Annotated in this window: 14 protein-coding genes; 4 read left to right on the forward strand and 10 right to left on the reverse strand. The window is 38.8% G+C overall.

Going from position 1 to position 20138, the window contains the following annotated elements:
• Positions 1–66: 66 nt before the first annotated feature.
• Entirely contained in the window at positions 67–1851 is a 1785-nt protein-coding gene (locus JIV24_RS05360) for a methyl-accepting chemotaxis protein (protein WP_200463993.1), read from the forward strand.
• A 109-nt stretch (positions 1852–1960) separates the two neighbouring features.
• Here the strand turns inward: JIV24_RS05360 and JIV24_RS05365 are convergent, their stop codons facing one another.
• From JIV24_RS05365 to JIV24_RS05385, 5 genes are all read right to left on the reverse strand, one after another.
• Positions 1961–2146 (reverse strand): YgaP family membrane protein, encoded by a 186-nt coding sequence (locus JIV24_RS05365; RefSeq protein ID WP_200463994.1) that lies wholly within the window; start codon positions 2144–2146, stop codon positions 1961–1963.
• Positions 2147–2165: 19 nt separating this feature from the next.
• On the reverse strand, positions 2166–2471 hold the full coding sequence (locus tag JIV24_RS05370) for a hypothetical protein (protein WP_200463995.1): 306 nt from the start codon (positions 2469–2471) through the stop codon (positions 2166–2168).
• Positions 2472–2552: 81 nt separating this feature from the next.
• Positions 2553–5816 (reverse strand): efflux RND transporter permease subunit, encoded by a 3264-nt coding sequence (locus tag JIV24_RS05375; protein ID WP_200463996.1) that lies wholly within the window; start codon positions 5814–5816, stop codon positions 2553–2555.
• 27 nt (positions 5817–5843) lie between these two features.
• On the reverse strand, positions 5844–6920 hold the full coding sequence (locus JIV24_RS05380; RefSeq protein WP_200463997.1) for an efflux RND transporter periplasmic adaptor subunit: 1077 nt from the start codon (positions 6918–6920) through the stop codon (positions 5844–5846).
• A 37-nt stretch (positions 6921–6957) separates the two neighbouring features.
• The gene (locus JIV24_RS05385; RefSeq protein WP_200463998.1) at positions 6958–8295 is read right to left on the reverse strand and encodes a TolC family protein; all 1338 of its coding nucleotides are present in this window, start codon (positions 8293–8295) and stop codon (positions 6958–6960) included.
• A gap of 561 nt (positions 8296–8856) precedes the next feature.
• Here JIV24_RS05385 and JIV24_RS05390 point away from each other — a divergent pair.
• Positions 8857–9687 carry a CvfB family protein gene (locus JIV24_RS05390; protein ID WP_200463999.1) on the forward strand — a complete coding sequence of 277 codons (831 nt, stop codon included), beginning with the start codon at positions 8857–8859 and terminating at the stop codon, positions 9685–9687.
• 107 nt (positions 9688–9794) lie between these two features.
• Positions 9795–10388, forward strand: coding sequence for a hypothetical protein (locus JIV24_RS05395; RefSeq protein WP_200464000.1), 594 nt, complete (start codon positions 9795–9797; stop codon positions 10386–10388).
• A gap of 47 nt (positions 10389–10435) precedes the next feature.
• Here the strand turns inward: JIV24_RS05395 and JIV24_RS05400 are convergent, their stop codons facing one another.
• The gene (locus tag JIV24_RS05400; protein ID WP_200464001.1) at positions 10436–11965 is read right to left on the reverse strand and encodes an acyl-CoA dehydrogenase family protein; all 1530 of its coding nucleotides are present in this window, start codon (positions 11963–11965) and stop codon (positions 10436–10438) included.
• Positions 11966–12388: 423 nt separating this feature from the next.
• Between JIV24_RS05400 and JIV24_RS05405 the strand changes: the two genes are divergently transcribed.
• Positions 12389–14167, forward strand: a complete 1779-nt coding sequence (locus tag JIV24_RS05405; protein WP_200464002.1) for an OmpL47-type beta-barrel domain-containing protein — start codon at positions 12389–12391, stop codon at positions 14165–14167.
• Between the two features lie 91 nt (positions 14168–14258).
• On the opposite strand, the gene hydG is transcribed toward JIV24_RS05405, so the two are convergent.
• From hydG to JIV24_RS05425, 4 genes are all read right to left on the reverse strand, one after another.
• The gene (gene hydG, locus JIV24_RS05410) at positions 14259–15692 is read right to left on the reverse strand and encodes a [FeFe] hydrogenase H-cluster radical SAM maturase HydG (RefSeq protein ID WP_200464003.1); all 1434 of its coding nucleotides are present in this window, start codon (positions 15690–15692) and stop codon (positions 14259–14261) included.
• 284 nt (positions 15693–15976) lie between these two features.
• Positions 15977–16453 carry an NADH-quinone oxidoreductase subunit NuoE family protein gene (locus JIV24_RS05415; protein ID WP_200464004.1) on the reverse strand — a complete coding sequence of 159 codons (477 nt, stop codon included), beginning with the start codon at positions 16451–16453 and terminating at the stop codon, positions 15977–15979.
• Positions 16454–16535: 82 nt separating this feature from the next.
• Complete coding sequence (locus JIV24_RS05420; protein WP_200464005.1) at positions 16536–18302, reverse strand: NADH-dependent [FeFe] hydrogenase, group A6; 1767 nt, start codon at positions 18300–18302, stop codon at positions 16536–16538.
• Between the two features lie 34 nt (positions 18303–18336).
• Positions 18337–20130 (reverse strand): NADH-quinone oxidoreductase subunit NuoF, encoded by a 1794-nt coding sequence (locus JIV24_RS05425; RefSeq protein ID WP_200464006.1) that lies wholly within the window; start codon positions 20128–20130, stop codon positions 18337–18339.
• Positions 20131–20138 lie beyond the last annotated feature (8 nt).

Below are 20138 nucleotides of genomic sequence, written 5' to 3' on the forward strand. Positions count from 1 at the left end.
GCATAGGATTATTTTTGCATGTCGTATCCATTGCTTAATTTAAACAATCACACAAATCAAAAGAGAATGAACATAAATATAATCAGGAACATATCAATCAGACTTAGACTCATAACAGGCTTTACCATTATGGTTGCATGCGTTGCAATCGTTGGCTTTATTGGTAGAAATGGGATTAATCACACGCAAAAAATTGTTACGGTAGCCAACCACCTAAAACAAAGTCAGGAATACCTGCTAAACGCCAGAATATCGGTTCTATACTACATGAACTTTAATGATCCCACAAAGGTTGATGTGGCAACGACTCAATTAACAAATGCTTTGTATGAAATTAATACAGCCGATAGTGTTCAAACAATTAATGCCGAAAAAAATGATTCATTAAAACAAGCCATCACTAACTACCATGATGGGTTAAAAGCATATGCTTTAGCGGAAGTAAATAAACAAAAGACCAAACGCGACTGGTCAAAGGCAGGCGATAAAGTTGGTGCTCTTATAACATTTGACAAGCATCTTAATGATTACAATAAATTATCAAAAGACATTTCATATGCACATAGCCAGGTAAGAATTGCCGCGTGGGAATTTGTTGCTCAGCAAATGGATGAAAAAGGTAATGTCAATCAAAAAGCTATTAACAAAGTAAATTCGAGACTAGATAAGCTATATACTATTATCGACAAAGCAAGAAATACCTATTCGGGCGAAGTGATAAAAACACTTGATAAAATAGAAGGTGGTTATAGCGATTATCAAAATGCATTTGAAGCATTTTTGACAGATAATATAGAGCAAGGCAAACAATTGCGTTCCATGCAGAATTCGGGAGCTAAAGCGGCTGGTTTAAGCAGCTCTATGGTTAAACTTGTAAGCACTGAAGAAAGTAGAATTATTCAATCTGCGTCATTTTGGAGTACTACGTTACTCATTTTTGCGATGGTGATTGGGGTCGTTATTACACGAATCATTAATCAAAGTATTATTAACCCAGTTAACAGAGGTCTGCGCTTAGCCGAAGCTTTGGCCGATGGAGAATTACACCATTCGTTTGAAACAAGTGGCAAAGATGAAATCAGTCGCTTAATGAATGCCCTCAAACAAATGAATGTTAAGCTTCGTGAGGTAGTAAGTGAAATTGCTAATGGGGCTGAACAGCTGAACCATGCCAGTGAGCAATTAAATCAAAGTTCGCAGGAACTGACTCAAGGAGCCAGCGAACAAGCAGCCTCGCTCGAAGAAGTTTCAACAACCATGGAAGAGTTGGTGGCCAATATTGAGCAAAGTAATGTGAATGCCGGCACCAGCGAAAAACATTCAAATAAAGCTTTGGAAGGGATTAAAATAACAGCCAACGAATCAGAAAAAGCCTTCGAGGCCAACAAACTGATTAGTGAAAAAATTGCCATGATTGAGGAAATTGCGATGCAAACCAACATTTTGGCACTTAATGCTTCAGTAGAAGCGGCTCGTGCCGGCGAGCATGGTCGTGGCTTTGCTGTTGTTGCCGGCGAAGTAAGAAAACTGGCCGAAAGGAGCCAGGATACTGCATCTGAAATAGTTCGTGTAGCTAAAGAAAGCAATACTCTATCAGAAAACTCAAGCGAACTACTTAGCAAAATGCTGCCAACCATTGACACCTCAAATAATCTGATGAAAGAAATATCATCGGCCACCCGGGAACAGCGCGATGCCGTGCAGCAAATAAACGCGGCTATTCAGCAAATGAACCAAACAACACAGCTAAATGCTTCGAGTAGTGAAGAAATTGCTGGTAATGCCGAAGAGCTCAACTCACAAGCCACGCAACTAAGGGAGTTAATCAATTACTTTAAACTTAAAAACTAAGCACAGTATAATTTTTTATTCAAAAGGCTCTAATCCTCGTGTGGATTAGAGCCTTTATCATTCACAAACAAAAAATATAGAAACATTCACACCGTAGTGCAAACTCAAACTATTTTGGAACTCCAAGTTTGGTTAAAATATCATTCATCAAACACCATTTAGTAATAGATGATTGAATTAAATTAACGGCGACAAAACCGGCTAAAAACAACCAGTTAACATTAACATAAATGGCCAATAAAACACTGATAAGTACTAGTGTTCCGGCAATTGCTCTAACAATTCTTTCTTGCATGATTATTTATTTTAAATGATTATCCAACTCCTTGTTCCACATTAATAATATAGGCATTGATATTACATTGCGGCATTTCAGCTTTGCACTGAAGTAGTTTATCTAGTAAACTATCGGCTTGTTCATTGCCTACAAAGGAAATAAAAATAATGTTGTCCATACCAAAATCTCCCTTTCCGAACCAGTTACCTAATCGATGTTGTTTCTCCAACTTTTGCATTCCTTTTGCTTCAATCTCGTTATAGTAGCTTACATGCTGCTCGCTAAAAAACTCCTGCAAACGTTCTCTGTATTCGGCCACTGTAATGGCTATTAATAGTTTCATATTATCTAGTGCTAGATGCATAGTGACCAGTGCATAGTGCTCAAATTGAAAATTAACACTAAGCACAGCGCACTTTGCACTTTAATTATTTAATTCAGACTCTTCCAACTCTTCAACATGGTTGGTTGAATAATTCTGCTTTCTTTCTTCGTCAGGCGACTCGTATTTTTTACGTTCAGTCATGTAAAAAATCAATGGTACAATTAGTAATGTTAGCACTGTTGAAGCAATAGTACCCCCCATTAATGAGATGGCTAAGCCCTGGAATATTGGATCAAACAAGATAACTACCGCACCAATCACGACTGTACCTGCAGTCAGCAGAATGGGTGTTGTACGCACAGCACCTGCTTCGATAACTGCCTCACGCAATGGCACGCCTTCATTGAGTCGTATATTCACAAAATCTATCAGAAGTATAGAGTTCCGGACCATTATACCGGCCAGAGCAATCATACCAATCATTGATGTTGCAGTAAAGAATGCGTTCAGCATCCAGTGTCCTAAAACAATCCCAACCAATGATAAAGGAATAGCAACCATCATTACAAATGGCACTTTCAGGTTTTGAAACCAACCAACAATTAACAGGTAGATGATAACCAACACAACTGCAAAGGCCGTTCCTAAATCACGAAATACTTCATAGGTTATTTGCCATTCTCCATCCCATTTAAGTCCAAAATTATTCTCAACAAATGGCTGACCATTGTAAAACTCTTCAATGCTATAACCTTCTGGCAATTGAATCTCATCCATGCGCTCACTCATATCAAGAATGGCATATACCGGACTTTCTAAATCACCAGCAACATCGGCTGTGACATAAACCACTTGTTTTTGATTTTTACGAAAGATGCTCTTCTCTTTCACTTCTTCACGGATGTTTACCAAATCGCCAACGATGATCATTTCACCACGCTGCGATTTCAGACTTATCTTTTTAAGGTCCTTAATACTTGTGCGCTTACTCTCATCCAAACGTAGTTTAATACCCACCTGCTGATGATCATTTTCGGCATATAACTGAGAAACCTGAGCTCCACGTAAGGCCATATTCACAGCCTGAATGATTTGCTGAGGTGCCACACCTGCCAGCATCGCTTTTTCCTTATCAACATCAAAGTGATATTCTACCTGATCATCTTCCATCATCCAATCCACATCTACCACACTTTCGGTATCAGCAAATAAATCTTTTACCTGGCTTGCAACTGCTTTCTGTGCTTCGTAATCAGGGCCATAAATCTCAGCTACCAATGTCGACATCACTGGAGGTCCTGGTGGTACTTCAACCACCTTTACATTGGCATTAAGCTTCTCACCAATGGATTGTAGGCCTGGGCGCAACTCTTTTGCAATATCATGCGATTGCAAATCACGCTCTTTCTTGGAAACCAGATTTACCTGAATATCGGCCACATTTGAGCCTCGACGCAAATCGTAATGACGCACCAAGCCATTAAAGTTTATCGGTGCTGATGTACCAACGTAGGTTTGATAATCCGTCACTAACTCATGACTTTTTATATAAGCTGCAAGCTCTTTGGTTACATTAGCTGTTTCCTCAAGAGTGGTTCCTTCGGGCATATCAATCACCACCTGAAACTCATTTTTATTATCGAAAGGCAAAATTTTAACCGTTACCACTTTGAATAAGAACAAACTGGCCGAACCGAACAACAACACTGTTACGCCACCAATAAATACCCAACGTTTTATCGGGCTCTCAATCATAGGTCGCATGGTTTTATCATATAAACGATAGATAAGTGTTTTCTCCAATGAATAATCCTTATCATCATCTTTACCATCGTCATGCTTTAATAAGCGATAAGCTAACCACGGCGTAATCATAAGCGCTACCAGTAAAGAAAATATCATGGCTATAGATGCACCAATAGGCATCGGACTCATGTAAGGTCCCATCATACCTGATACAAAAATCATTGGAATAACAGCTGCAATCACCGTAAATGTTGCTAAAATGGTAGGGTTACCCACCTCATCAATCGAACGTAAAGCCGCCTGCCAAAATGGTAACTGCTTCATCTTAAAATGTCGGTGCATGTTTTCAGCAATAATAATCGAATCATCAACTACAATACCCGTTACAAACACCAAAGCAAATAAGGTAATACGGTTAAGCGTGTAATCGAGGAAATAATAGCTAAACATGGTTAATGCAAAGGTGATAGGTACCGAAATAAACACCACCAAACCACCTCGCCAGCCCATGGCCAACATGACTACAAATGTTACAGCGATTATTGCACCTAGCAAGTGCATTAACAATTCGCCAACTTTATCAGATGCTGTTTCTCCGTAATTTCGAGTCACTTCCACCTGAATATCGGCAGGTAATAATTCTTCACGCAAAACATCTATTTTCTCTGTAATTTGTTCAGCTAATCGCATAGCATCGGCTCCACGACGCTTGGCAACCGAAATTGTTACTGCCGGGTATTCACTCTGAAACGTCTCTTGATTATCATTTGCAGTTCCATAGCCAAAAGCAACATACGAATTAGGTAACTCAGGCCCGTCTTCAACACTAGCCACTTGATGCAAATACACAGGCGACTGCTGATGAACACCAATCACAAGGTTTGCAACCTCATCGGCATTGACGAAAAACTTGCCGGTTCTTACGGCATATTCGTTATTTCCATGATTAAAACTACCAGCCGATACTTGTTGATTAGCTGCCTGTAATTGTTGTGTGATTAATAATGGATCAACTTTAAATGCTGCCATTTTATCGCGTTGCAACACTACCTGAATCTCGCGATTACGTCCGCCAATCACCTTCGTTTCTGACACATCAGTAATCTTCTCTATTTCAGAAGTTAGTTCCTGAGCCACACGTTTCAACTGGTAATCGTCATAGTTCTCGCTCCAAAGCGTAAGTCCCATAACAGGTACATCATCAATCGACCTGGTTTTAACCAAAGGTAGTGTCACACCAGTCGGCATCTGATCCATGTTTTTCATTAGCTCATTGTACAACTTCACGAGGCTTCGTTCAATATCCTCACCAACATAAAACTGAACAATAAGCATGGCTTGCTCATTCAACGATTGCGAATAAACATATTCAACACCTTTTACATTAGAGATGACCTTCTCAATAGGTGTAACTATTTTTGATTCAATTTCTTTAGGGCTAGCACCTGGGTACGCAATAAAAATATCGGCTATCGGTACATCAATCTGAGGTTCCTCTTCGCGAGGTGTTAAGTATGAACTGTACACACCAATGATCATAAAGGCGACCATTAAAAGCGGTGTCAGCTTTGATTTTATAAACATCCGGGCTAATGTCCCGGCAAATCCTGTTTTCATAACATTAAGATTTAAAAAATGGGAACATTAATTTAAATTCAACTGAGCACCATCAAACAAGCGCCCTTTAGATGACGTAACAACCTGATTACCTTCATTCAACCCGGATAGAACTTCGACTTTATCACCGTATGTCTTACCTAATCGAACCCAACGTAACAAGGCCTGATTCGACTGACTAACTGTCCAGATACCTTTTAACTGACCACGGTTAATGACCATATCAGAGGCCACCAGCAATTTATTCTCTTCACCTTTAAAGTGATTAACATGTGCAAATACACCACTTCGAATAACTGCTTTTTGCTTACTGCTCGGGTTTAAATTAATTCGTGCATCAAATTGAGAACCTGAAAAACGGCTAGAAGGACTAATTCGTGCAATACTTCCCTTAATCGGCTCTGGACAGGCATCAATTAATACTTCCACTTCATCCCCTTTTTCTAATTTATAAATATCTGATTCAGGAATCTTAGCATTCACTTCAAACAAGCCCGGCGCTTCAATTGCCAACAAAGGCATACCTGGATTTGCCATATCTCCTCCATCAACAAAACGTTGTGTAATCACACCGCTATATGGAGCACGTATATTGGCATAAGATAACATCTCGTCCACTTCTTCTTTGGCCTTTTGAGCTGCTTCAAGTTGCGCCTTGGTCATTTCATAGTGCACCGTAATATCATCCAATTCTTTTTGCGTAGCACTGTTACTACTTTTCAAGCTCTGCATACGCTTATAATCATCCTGCGCATGCTTATAAGATGCTTTTGCCTGAATAATATTGGCTTCCACTTGCTTTTGCTTGGCCTGAATATCATTACTTCGGATCGATACTAATAACTGACCTTTATTAACCGCATCTCCCTCATGCACTAGCACTTTTGAGATTTGCCCCATAATGCGCGTACTTAAAGTCGATTGATTAACTGATGATACCGTACCTGTATAATGAAATTTCTTTGGAACACTTGTTAGCTTCACCACTTCAGCATTGGCAGCTATGGCAACTGATTTCTTTTCATCTTTTGTTGAATCGCTGCCACATGCCTGCAAAAGGCTGGCTACTAGCAATACGACTATTGATAAATTTAAAGCTTTCATTTCTATCTATTTTTTGTTTTTTCTCGAATGATTTGAATTAATTCTGGCTTGATTCAGAAGCCAGCATCTGGTATTTGAAAACTGCTATATTGTAGTTATAAATAGCATTAAGTTTCTTAAGAATACTTTCTTCGGCTTTTGTTTCAGACATTAGCAAGTCCGATGTTCGCTCTAAGCCCTGATCGTATCGATTGGTTCTGATACGTAAAGACTCAAGCGCTTCTTCGGCTGCCAGATTATAGGTTACCAATTGACTTTCAGCAACTGCAATGGCGCGAGTTGCTTTCGATAATTCCATATTTTCTTTCTCTACATAATCCTGATACGAAACCATGGCCATGTTATATTTAGCCTTTGATTGATTGTATTTACCTATATTTCGACCGCCATTGAAAATACGCCATTGCAACTTAATACCCACCATGTAACTATCAGCTCCAAATCCACCAAAATCGGCATCGTATAAGTTATAAGCTCCAAAAGCATTCACACGAGGTGCAAATTTCATTAAATCGCTCTTCGACATTTTCTTATGTGCCTCTAAGCCATATTGCATGGCCATCACATCAGAGCGATTAAGGATAGTAGTGGCATTATTAAATGAAAAAGAGACCTGTGTAATTGAATCACTAACCGTTACGGGCAGTTTTATTTCGCGCCCCATCAAAAAATTAAGCATCTCCGTTACATTTCTCACCTGGTTTTCGGCCTCTTGCACCATGGCCATTTGCTCGTACTGGCGCACTTTTATGGCCATTACATCGGCGTCTTTCATATATCCTTGTGCCAGATTATCTTCAGCCATTTTTAAATATGAATCGGTCGCCTGCTGGGCTTTTTTCATTACATCAACACGATTTTGCGCCAATTGCAAACCATAATAAGTTTGCTTTACCATAAAACCGACATACTCTTTGGTGTACTCTGTTTTCTTTTCAGTTGCCTTAACACGATTATTGGCAGCACCTTTCCCCATCCAGGCATCAACATTAATAAGTGGTTGCTCCACCATTACCTGTGTTGCAAAATGATTGGTTTGTCCGGGTGAATTGATGACTGCCGGATCAAAATCGGCCATTGTTACACCTTGCTGTTGTAGTTTAAAACCAAATGCGTACAATGGATCATTTGATACACTATATCCAGTCGACACTTCAACAGAAGGTAAGAAACCAGCCATAGCTTGTTGATTTCCAGCTTTAGCCTCTTCTATTTCTGCCAAAGCTTTTAGCACTTCCCTATTGTTCTCCGAAGCTAACTCCAAAGCCTCACTAAGAGAAAACAGCCCATCACTCTCCTTTTCCTGAGCGTGAGATACAAAGCCTGCGAGTGCCATGCAGACTATCAATCCTTTTTTAAGTAAATAACTGTTCATATTTTTTGTTTGTTTTTTCAATACACATATCTACATATCTGCATGCAAACATATATCTAATTTTCTACATATGCAAATTTCTAGATGTCTGTATATTTCATTCAATATCTTTACTCTTGAAATACTGACAATTACTATACATACTTTTTCATCTTATTCTCTTTAAAGAGAATTGACAATATTTAAGCATTTAAAGCTCTTAAATTAAAAAACAAATTTCCACCTTAAGTATTTATATCAGCTTCTAACAACCCGAGTTCGATATAAAATTTCTGGCTCAAACCGCTTATAAATATTTAGTTTCAAGGAATATTTGTGAATGCATAGCGAGCTATGGTGAGCAGATATGATGATGAAAATGAATATTTATAAGTGAAATTCATAGCTTTTCCTTAAACAAGCGATTTACTACTCTAAATTTTATCACCATCCCGAGTGTTTCGGGATGCCTCAAAAATTTATATTGTAAATCAATCATTTAAGAAAATTTGAGCTCTGTAATTTTAATCGAACTCGGGTTAATAGTTATTTAGCTATCTTTGCATTCTTATTTATTCATTTATGATTGGCAAGTACAATACTTTAAAGGTTGTTAAAGAAGTAGAATTTGGACTTTACCTGGATGGCGGAGAAGATTTTGGAGAGATTTTACTCCCGATTCGTTATGTTCCACCTGGATTAAAGCCTGATGATGAAATTGAGGTATTTATTTACCTTGATTCAGAAGATCGTGTTATTGCAACCACTGAAGAACCATATGCAATTGTTGGCGAATTTGCCTATCTGGAAACCGTGTCGGTCAATAAAACAGGGGCATTTCTTGATTGGGGCTTGATGAAAGATTTGTTAGTACCTTATCGCGAGCAAGCTGAACGCATGAAGGAAGGTGAAAAATACGTTGTATACATCTATTTAGATGATGAAAGCAGACGTATTGTTGCTACCTCAAAACTAAACTCGGTGTTGGACAATCTAATGCCAGAATACGAAGAAGGTCAGGAAGTTGATTTAATGGTTATTGCCAAAACCGACCTTGGTTATAAAGTAGCAGTAGATAGCTTACACTCAGGAATGTTATATCATAATGAGTTGTTTAAACCTATTAAGATTGGTGACACATTCAAGGGCTATATCAAAAAACTCAGAGAAGATGACAAACTAGACATCTCTCTGGAAAAACCTGGTTACGAAAAAATTGATGGCCTGGCTGGTGAAATACTCGAAATGCTAAAGTCAAAGGGTGGACAAATGGATGTTTCGGATAAAAGTCCTGCGGAGTTAATTTATAAAGTATTTGGCACCAGTAAAAAGAACTTTAAAAAAGCCATTGGAACACTTTATAAACAACGAATAATTGAAATAAATAAAGACAACATCAAATTATTGAAATAAATTAATCAGTTTAGAGCTGATTCTAAAATCCAAATCACACAAATCAATTTAATGAATTATAAATGCATCACGGGAAGTGGTGTTAATATTGTAATGTGATTTTTGAAATGAAAAAAGGGATTTTAACAGCTTTAGGCCTACTAACCTTCGCTTTTGTATCGGGTAAAGATTATCAGCAGGACTTAAATAATTTTTCCAAAAACTACCAACAGGTTCCATCGAACATTCATGCCTTTAGTGTTCAGTTATTCAATACAGTTGGCTATACTGATTTAGAAGCAAGTTTTTGGTTAACCGCATTTGACGAGGCTAAGCACAGCTTTAACCTTAGGCTTGCTCATGAACGATTTGAAAGTCAATATTTTGGCATTGGCCTAGGCTATGGATACGATTTACGGATTAAACAGCATTCGTTTCAACCCTATTTTACCTACAACCACGATGTGGAAACATGGAAGAATGGGGCCCTTGTAACCGGCTTGTATTACACCTATGGAGGCCGTTTCGATTTTGCTCTTGGCACTACCAGCAACTTTAACAACCTAGGCTATAGTAACAACTCACATTGGATAGATGCCTATTACAATATCAAGGTTTATGGTGGTATGCAACTAGGTTTTGAATATTGCTTTATGAATGATTCATCTGAAAAATATTACGGCATCATCTTTCAAAAAACGCTTTGGCAGAAAAATAAATAGGGCATTTGATAATCAAATGCCCCATTCCATTCAACCAATTATAATTATTAAGTATACATTAACCAGTCAGAATTTGACTGGTAATCTTCAATCACTTTTGTTTCGTTATTAACATTAAACGACGAAAGTAGCGTCTGCATTTCCTGACGAAGATGTGATACAGTTCCATCAATTAGCTTCTCAGAAAAACCTTTATCACTTAATACCAGGACATGCTCCAATGAAATAACGCGACTTAATATTTGCCCCAACTCAACTAATTTGCGTTGCGGTACATTAAAGTCAAGCTCAAAATTAAACAAGTCTTTTACTAAACTGGCCGCATTTGCTGTTAGCTCAAAGGATTTGATAAAGTCCAATAGGTTACCTTGTTTTGCCTTACGCATTAGTTTAATAACACTTTCCGATATTTGAGAATACAACATGTCGTTTGATCCTTCAAAAATTTGAAACGGACGGCTATCGACGGTAGAGCGACCTGCAATATGATTTAACTTGTAACCCTTAGCTCCCACCAGTTGCAATAACGTTTGCGAAGCAGACTGCATCATATCCGTAGATAAGCTTTTTACAGCATTCGCTTCAATTCCCGCCATTGATAAATCGTTGATTAATCCTGCTTTTTTGCTACTATTTACACAATAGGCCGACACGGTGGTAAAATATGATTGTAACTGGCTTATGCGTTGCTGCACCTGATCGTAGCTCAATAAACTTTTGCCACTAACAAAGCGCTTCTGACAATGCTCAATGGCTTCATCCATCATCCTTTGAATAAAGCCCATGGCCATTCCTGGAAATGACATGCGGCTACGGTGCAATAGATCAAGCATTAGCTTAACACCCGATTTTTCAGGTACCAATTTCTGCACGCCCGGTATCTGAACATCTATTCTATTACGCCCGTATGGAATTTGGTATAAACCTAGGTTTTCAAAGAACTCTTCAACGACAATTCCCTGATTTGGCTGAGTCACATCACAAATAAAGAAATCTAAATCTCGTGCCAGACGCCCTTCACCTGTATCTTTACGGGCGGTTAACAACCAAAAATCGGCCCATCCTGTTAAACCTGCCCAATGTTTCGTTCCTTTTAAATGTGCGAACTTGTCATTTTCAACAAACGAAGTCCGCATACTTAAGGCATCACTACCAAAATCAGGTTCGGTAATCATCAGACCACCCATATTTTGCTGTTCGATAAAACGCTTTAGAACAGCAACTTTAGCCTCGGGCTGCCCGGCTTTAATTACTGGCTGCAGAAATAAAGCCATATTGATACCAAAAGTTAACGATAGTGCCAACGATTCGTATGAGGCTGCAGACATCAATGCAATGCTTTCTTTAACATCGCCACCTAAGCCTCCATACTCTTTTGGAATAATAGCTGAAAATGGATTCACCGACATGATTTCACGCATCACAAATGGAGGCATCCCTCGTTTAATTCCTAATTCATTAATATCACTTCTTTCGTGATATACGCTTCGCATTTTATTCTTTAAACCATCGAGCACGTTTGAGAATTGATTCTTCAAATCACCACTCTCCTCTTTTATCATTTCCGTTTTAAACATTCATATTGTTTTATGGAAGTCTGAATTGCTTAGAAAGATTAATAATGAGCCACACACACATTCAACCGAGGTACACAAATTCGCAACTATCCTAATTAACTTAAAATTAATGCACGAATGTATTCAATAGTTTTGAAATTATGTAGATTTTGAGATGTTTTTATCTTTTTATATGAAATTTTAGCAAAAAACGTTTAGAAAATACTACCATTAGTTATAAAAAACCGATTTAATAAATCATTTGGTCGAATATTTCGAATTAGAAACTCAACATCTACATGCATTCACCTATAGATTTTGGTCACTGGTCAAAACTAACACTAATTGTTGATTACTTCTTCATCAAACTAGTAACCCTAGAGTACTACCGTCGTATTTCATTTCAATTACGCACATTAAAAAATCTACAAATTGAATAGTCGCATGTCATTGAAAAAAATCTTGAACACTTTATTGGCATTATTGCTTTTTGCAGGAATAATACAAGCACAAGAACAAGCTAGTCATCCCAAAAAAATGTATCGAAATGAAGCTGGCAGACTATTTGCCAATAAGCATCAACCCATGTACTTAATGCTTTCAACTAGTCCTGGCGCAGAAGGTGATTCACAACGCTTAGAAAGTGAAAGCTCACCCAAATATGCTAATCCTTTCTATTTCGACTCAGAAGGTTTAAACACCATTCGTACCCCTTCCCAAGTCGATCCTGAAACAAAGAAGTTGGTATATCCGGTCGCCGATGTGGTATTTGAAGTTTATGCCGATGGTATTGCACCAACAACAAAAGCTACTTTTAATAAGGCTAAAAAGTACCTTCGGAATGACAGTCTATATTATGGTGACGGACTTCAGATTGAATTAAGTGCTAATGATAAAACGTCAGGCCTTGAAGCTATATATTATAGTGTCAATGGCACTGCATTTAAGCAATACAGCGATATCATAAAGCTTACTGAAGAAAATCACTACTCGCTTAAGTATTACAGCGTTGATAATGTTGGTAATATTGAAGCATTAAAAGAAAAGCAGTTTACAATCGACAAAACACCACCTGCTGTTAATTGGAAATTAGTCGGCGATGTGTCTGGAAAAACGGTATCGGCCCGTTCAAAAATTGAATTAATGGCTGTAGACAAATCATCGGGCGTTAGCCATATTAAATATCAACTAAACAATGAGCCAGTTAAAACATACACTCAAGCAATTAACCTGAGTATGATTGAAAACGGAAACCATGATTTTAAATTTTGGGCCAGCGACAAAGTTGGTAACCGTTCTGACGGAAGCAGTCATACACAGGACATTGCTGGTGGTGACATGACCGCTTTTTCTTTTGTAATTGACTATGATCCACCAGAAGCTATTGCCAGCATTGAAGGTGACCAATATCAAGGCAAATACTTATATGTATCTGAGCGAAGTAAATGTATACTTGATGCCAAAGACAATCAACTGGTTATTGACAGAACCATGTATGGCCTCAATCGAGTGGAAATTGATAAGCAATACCAAGGACCATTTGCATTTGATACTGAAAAAGACCTGCAGGCCATCTACTTTGAATCATATGATATGGTCGAAAATAAGTCAAAACCAGGCAAACTAACAGTTTTTATGGACACTGAAGCTCCTTTGTCAGGAATCGATTATAGTGGCCCTCAATTCTTTAATCGTGATACTTTGTTTATTAACAAGTCAACCAACATTAATCTATTTTCTGAGGACAATGCTTCGGGTGTACAAAAGATTGTTTCCAAGATAAATGGCAAGCAGGAACAAGAAACCTCTAGTTTTAAAATACCTGAAGAAGGTTTTTATGAAATCAAATTTTCATCGGTGGATAATGTCAATAACAAAGAAACAGCAAAAACCAGTCAACTGTATGTCGATAATGAAGGGCCTGATGTTTTTATCAATTTCAGCATAAAACCAACTCGTCAGGAATCAGTGGATGGTAAGAATATAAATGTTTATCCTCCATTTGTTAAACTCTACATTGGTGCAACTGACAAACATTGTGGCACTAAAGATATTTATTACAGTGTTGACGGCGGCACAATGAAAAACTATAATGGCAACGGTTCTCCATCAAACATGGAACTATTTAAAGAAGAACGTATTTATAGTGTAAAGGTCGAAGCCACTGACAAATTAGGGAATGGTAAAGCTGAAACATTACAATTCAAGATTTCGAGGAATTAACCTAAGCTAAAAGACATGAAAAATGGCGAAGTAATTACACTTCGCCATTTTTTATATTAGTTACTGAACCAATAATCGGGTTCAATTTAATTTAAAAATACAAATCTCGCTCACCATCTTTTATCTTCCCTAAGCGCTCAATTAACTTACCTTTAAAACGCTCGTCTTCATAGTCTTTTAAACTATCCTCAATAAGTTGATAGCCTTTTTCCTTGGTAGATGCAGGGGCATAATCCTCAAGGTATTCAGCCAATGTTAATATGGCATTGGGCTGACAAAACCGCTTAATAAAACCAGGCACCGAAAATTCCATAAAGTGCTCACCCGTACGATTTAATCGATAGCAGGCGGTACAAAACGAAGGAATATAACCATCTTCAACCAACTCTTCCATCACCTCGTTAAGCGAACGATCATCACAGATTTCAAACTGCTCATGATCTAAATCCTGCTGTTCTTTGTGGCTGGTATAACCTTTCATTTCGATATTGGTTCCACCATCTATTTGAGAAACTCCGTATTGTAATATTTCGTCACGAATATATCCAGGTTCACGTGCAGTTAGTATCAAGCCTGTATATGGCACAGCCAAACGAAGAATAGCCACCAACTTAGTGAAATCAGCATCACTTACTTCGTATTTTTTATCCACCTCAAAACCAGAAGCAGACTGAATTCGCGGAAATGAAATCGTATGCGGACCAACATTGTAAACAGCTTCAAAATGATTAACATGGCGTAATAAGCCCACCACTTCGAAACGCCAGTCGTACAGTCCGAATAAAGCACCAATACCAACATCATCTATTCCACCTTCCTGAGCGCGATCTAATCCTGTTAAGCGCCAATCGAAATGTTTCTTAGTTCCTTTAATATGTACTTTCTCATATGTTGGCTTGTGGTAGGTTTCCTGGAAAATCTGATAGGTCCCGATACCAGCCTCTTTTACAATTTTGTAACCTTCAACATCGAGCGGGGCCGCATTAATATTGACACGACGAATTTCGCCATTTTCGTGCTTAACGTCGTATACAATTTTTACTGTATCAGCAATAAATTGAGCATCATAGCGCGGGTGCTCACCATAAACTAAAATCAAACGTTTATGCCCCGTATCTTCAAGCGCCACAACCTGATCGATGATATCCTGCTTACCAAGCGTTAAACGTTCCTGCTTTTTATTGCTTGAGCGAAAACCACAATACGTACAATCATTGATGCATAAATTACCGACATACAATGGTGCAAAAAGTACAATACGTTTACCGTATACCTGCTCTTTTAACTGCTTGGCTGCTGTTTTAATAGCATCAACCATTTCAGGCTCATTGGCATTAACTAATATGGCCGTTTCCTGCAAGCTTAGGCGATTCTTATTTAACGATTTGGCAATAACTGCTTCCACCTGCTCCATGCTAGGATTGAGATGAGAACCTATTATTTCATGAATTTCATCGGCATCGATAAAACTCTCCATTGGCTTATCGGCCAGCTTATATTGCTGAGGATTATAAATTATTGACATTTCTATAGCTTTTACCTGATGTCCCAATCACGACTTCGTGGCTCAAAATTAGGTGTTTTAGACTGATTTAAGCAATAAATTACCAGAATAATTAGCTGTTAAAAAACAGCATTACAGCAGTTAATTTATAGATTAAGTCGAATACCATTAGCATTGTATCAAATTGACATATTCAGTCACTGTATTTTTTATTGAATAAAGAATAATTACCGTTTTCCTATCAATACAAATAACAAAAAACCGCCTCACTAAGGTAAGGCGGCTCCATTTTTGAAACATGTATTTTATTTGTACTCTTCTAAAATACCTTTTACATCTTCAGCAGCTACGCGACCGTAAACTTTTTCGCCTACAGTAACTACAGGTGCTAAACCACAAGCTCCTACACAACGCAGGCAACTGATTGAAAACTTACCATCTTCGGTAGTTTCTCCTACTTTTACATCAAGATGACGCTTAAATTCATCCAAGACTTTCTCAGCTCCACGAACATAACAAGCTGTACCCATACAAATTGAAATTGGGTGCTCACCTTTTGGTATCATCGAGAAGAATGAGTAAAACGTAACCACACCATAAACGTGTGCAACCGATACGTTCATTTCGTTTGCTACTAACTCCTGAACTTCTGCCGGAAGGTATCCGAAAAGTTCCTGAGCTGCATGAAGTGCGTTAATCAACTCGCCTCCTTCGTTACCGAGTTTCTTACATACTTCTTTTAATTCGTCCACCTTGCCGGCGGGTAATTTTATATCTGCCATTTTTCTTTTCTTTAAGATAAAAGATTCAAGTATCAAGTATCAAGACTAAATTGCATCCTGATACTTATAGCTTGATACTTTTTTAGATTTCAACCTTCTTTTTCTTATCGTAATAGTGCGTGTGAAGCAACTCATGCGACTTATGCCCACATGGTTCACCTAAGAACTCAGAATATAACTTCTGAATAAATGGATTCTCATGCGACTTACGAATAACTTTTCCTTTATCTTCTTCGTAAATGGCTTTCTGACGCTTCTTCAACACTTCAACATCACCATGGTGATATGGCTGACCACCACCACCGATACATCCACCAGGACATGCCATGATTTCAATCGCATGGAACTGTGATTTACCAGCTCTGATATCTTCTAATAATTGACGTGCGTTACCTAATCCATGGGCAATACCAATGTTGATAGGAAGACCATCAAAATCGATAGTTGCCGAACGAATACCATCGAAACCACGTAACTCTTCAAAGTCAAGCTTTGGAAGTGGCTTTTTAGTGTGTACTTCGTAAGCTGTACGAACAGCGGCTTCAATTACACCTCCGGTTGTCCCAAAAATAACAGCAGCACCAGTTGACTCACCAAGTGGCTGGTCAAAATCATCATCTTCTAATGCTTCAAAGTTAAGGTTGGCATTACGAATCATCTGTGCCAACTCACGAGTAGATATTGAAAGGTTCACATCCGGATCACCATCTACCTTGAACTCATCACGAGCACACTCATATTTCTTAGCCAAACATGGCATAACAGATACAACAACTACATCTTCACGCTTCTGCTTAAGTTGGTCTGCAAAATATGTTTTGGCAATAGCACCAAACATTTGCTGAGGCGATTTAGCTGTAGACGGTATATCTATCATATCAGGAAACTGATGTTCGAAGAAATTCACCCAACCAGGACAACATGAAGTCAAGATTGGTAATTTCACATCTTTATCTCCTGCCAGGTGCTTCCCTAAACGATCAAGTAGCTCAGTGCCCTCTTCCATAATGGTAAGGTCGGCAGCAAAGTCAGTATCAAACACATGATCGAAACCTAGCTTACGCAATGCAGAAACCATTTTACCAGTTACTAAAGTACCAGCATCCATACCAAACTCCTCACCTAACGCAGCACGCACAGCTGGGGCCGTTTGTACAATCACTGTCTTCTTAGGATCAACAATGGCATCCATTACTTTGGCTGAGCTATCACGCTCTGTTAAAGCTCCTGTTGGACAAACAGCCACACACTGGCCACAGAATGTACAAGCCGAATGATCTAAATCCATCTCGAAAGCCGGTGCAACTACTGATTCAAAACCACGGTTAACAGCTGAAAGTACACCAACTGTCTGTACATCGTTACAAGCAGTTTCGCATCGACGACACATGATACATTTCTCCATTTCGCGAACGATAGCCGGAGATTCATCACTCTTGTAAGAGTTCTTCTCGCCCTGGTAACGCACTTCGCGAATACCTAAATTCTGTGCCATTGTTTGTAGCTCACAATCGCCTGACTTAGAGCACACTAAACATTCGAATGGATGATCTGATAAGATCAACTCCATTACTGTACGACGTGCATTAACCACACGAACCGAGTGAGTTAGAATGTCCATACCTTCGGTACATTCTGTCTTACAAGCTGGTGCCAGGTTACGACGACCTTCAACTTCAACCACGCAAACACGACATCCGCCTGGCTTATTCTCAATGTTCATATCGTGCAGCTTCATGTGACATAGAGTTGGAATATCCACCCCGATGTTTTTGGCTGCCTCTAAGATGGTAGTTCCTTTTTCAACAACTACCTTTTTATTATCTATGCTTAATTGAACGATTTCCATTCTTCTATCTTTTACTGTTCAAAAACTGGTTTGGCTATTGAATGCTGATTGCACCAAACTTACATTTTTCATAACAAGCACCACACTTGATACAAGTCTCCTGACTAATTAAGTGAGGTTCTTTCTTATCACCGGTAATCGCATCAACCGGACATACGCGAGAACACAATGTACAACCGATACATTTTTCATCACTAATGACATATTGCATTAATGACTTACATTGACCGGCCGGACATTTGCCATCATGAACGTGAGCTGCATACTCATCAGCAAAGTTCTCCATAGTTGAAAGAACAGGGTTTGGCGATGTTTGACCCAATCCACAAAGAGAAGTATCTTTAATAACGTTACTTAAATTACGTAATAAAGTTAAGTCCTCTTCTGTTCCTTTTCCTTCGGTTAATTTCTCAAGCATCTCGTACAAGCGCTTGTTACCAATACGACATGGAGCACACTTACCACATGACTCTTCAACTGTAAAATCTAAATAGAATTTAGCTACAGAAACCATACAATCGTCCTCATCCATTACGATCATACCACCAGAACCCATCATAGAGCCACAAGCAATCAAGTTATCGTAATCGATAGGAATATCTAAATGCTTTTCAGTTAAACAACCACCTGATGGTCCACCTGTCTGAACAGCTTTAAATTTCTTTCCATCTTTAATACCACCACCAATGTCGAAGATCACTTCGCGTAGTGTGGTACCCATTGGTACTTCAATCAAACCAACGTTATTTACTTTACCTGCTAAAGCAAATACCTTAGTACCTTTACTCTTTTCAGTACCGATACTGCTGAACCACTCAGCTCCTTCTAGCAAGATAACCGGAATGTTGGCATAAGTTTCAACGTTATTTACGTTGGTTGGCATACCTTTGTATCCGCTCTCTGATGGGAAAGGAGGCTTCACTGTAGGCTCACCACGTAAGCCCTCCATTGAGTGAATCAATGAGGTTTCTTCGCCACAAACGAAAGCACCGGCACCGTAACGTAGCTCAACATCAAAATCATAGTCAGTACCGAATAAACCAGTACCTAATAAACCATACTCACGAGCCTGATCAATAGCAATTTTCAAACGCGAAATAGCTAGTGGATACTCAGCACGGATATAAATTAAACCTTTTGTAGCGCCAGTACAATAACCATTGATAGCCATTGCTTCAAGCACTGCATGAGGATCTCCCTCAAGGATTGAACGGTCCATAAATGCCCCCGGGTCACCCTCATCGGCATTACAAACCACATATTTTTGCTCAGCCTCTACTTTGCGAGTAATTTCCCACTTTAATCCTGTTGGGAAACCACCTCCACCGCGACCGCGAAGACCTGAGTCGATAATCACTTTAATGGCTTCTTCTGGTGTCATTTCAGTCAACACCTTACCCAATGCAGCATATCCATCGCGTGCGATATACTCGTCAATATTTTCCGGGTTGATGAAACCACAGTTACGTAATGCGATACGAATCTGCTTTTTGTAGAATCCCATATCTTTCGATTCTGACACACGCTCTTGCGTTTCAGGATCGGTAAATAATAAACGCTCTACCTTACGACCTTTTACTAAATGCTCAGCTACAATTTCAGGAGCATCTTCAGGTGTTACCTGTACGTAAAAAGTATTGTCAGGTACCATTTTAACAACAGGACCTTTTTCACAAAAACCGAAACATCCGGTTCTTACCACTTGTACTTCGTTTTCAAGGCTATTTTCCTCTAAAACTTTTCCAAGATTTTGTACAATTTCTTCACCTTGCGAAGCACGACAGCCAGTTCCGCCACAAACAAGGATATGATTTTTATATTTAGCCATAGCGCAAA

It is taken from the genome of Carboxylicivirga marina (assembly GCF_016612505.1).
In the GTDB taxonomy this organism is placed as follows: Bacteria; Bacteroidota; Bacteroidia; order Bacteroidales; family Marinilabiliaceae; genus Carboxylicivirga; species Carboxylicivirga marina.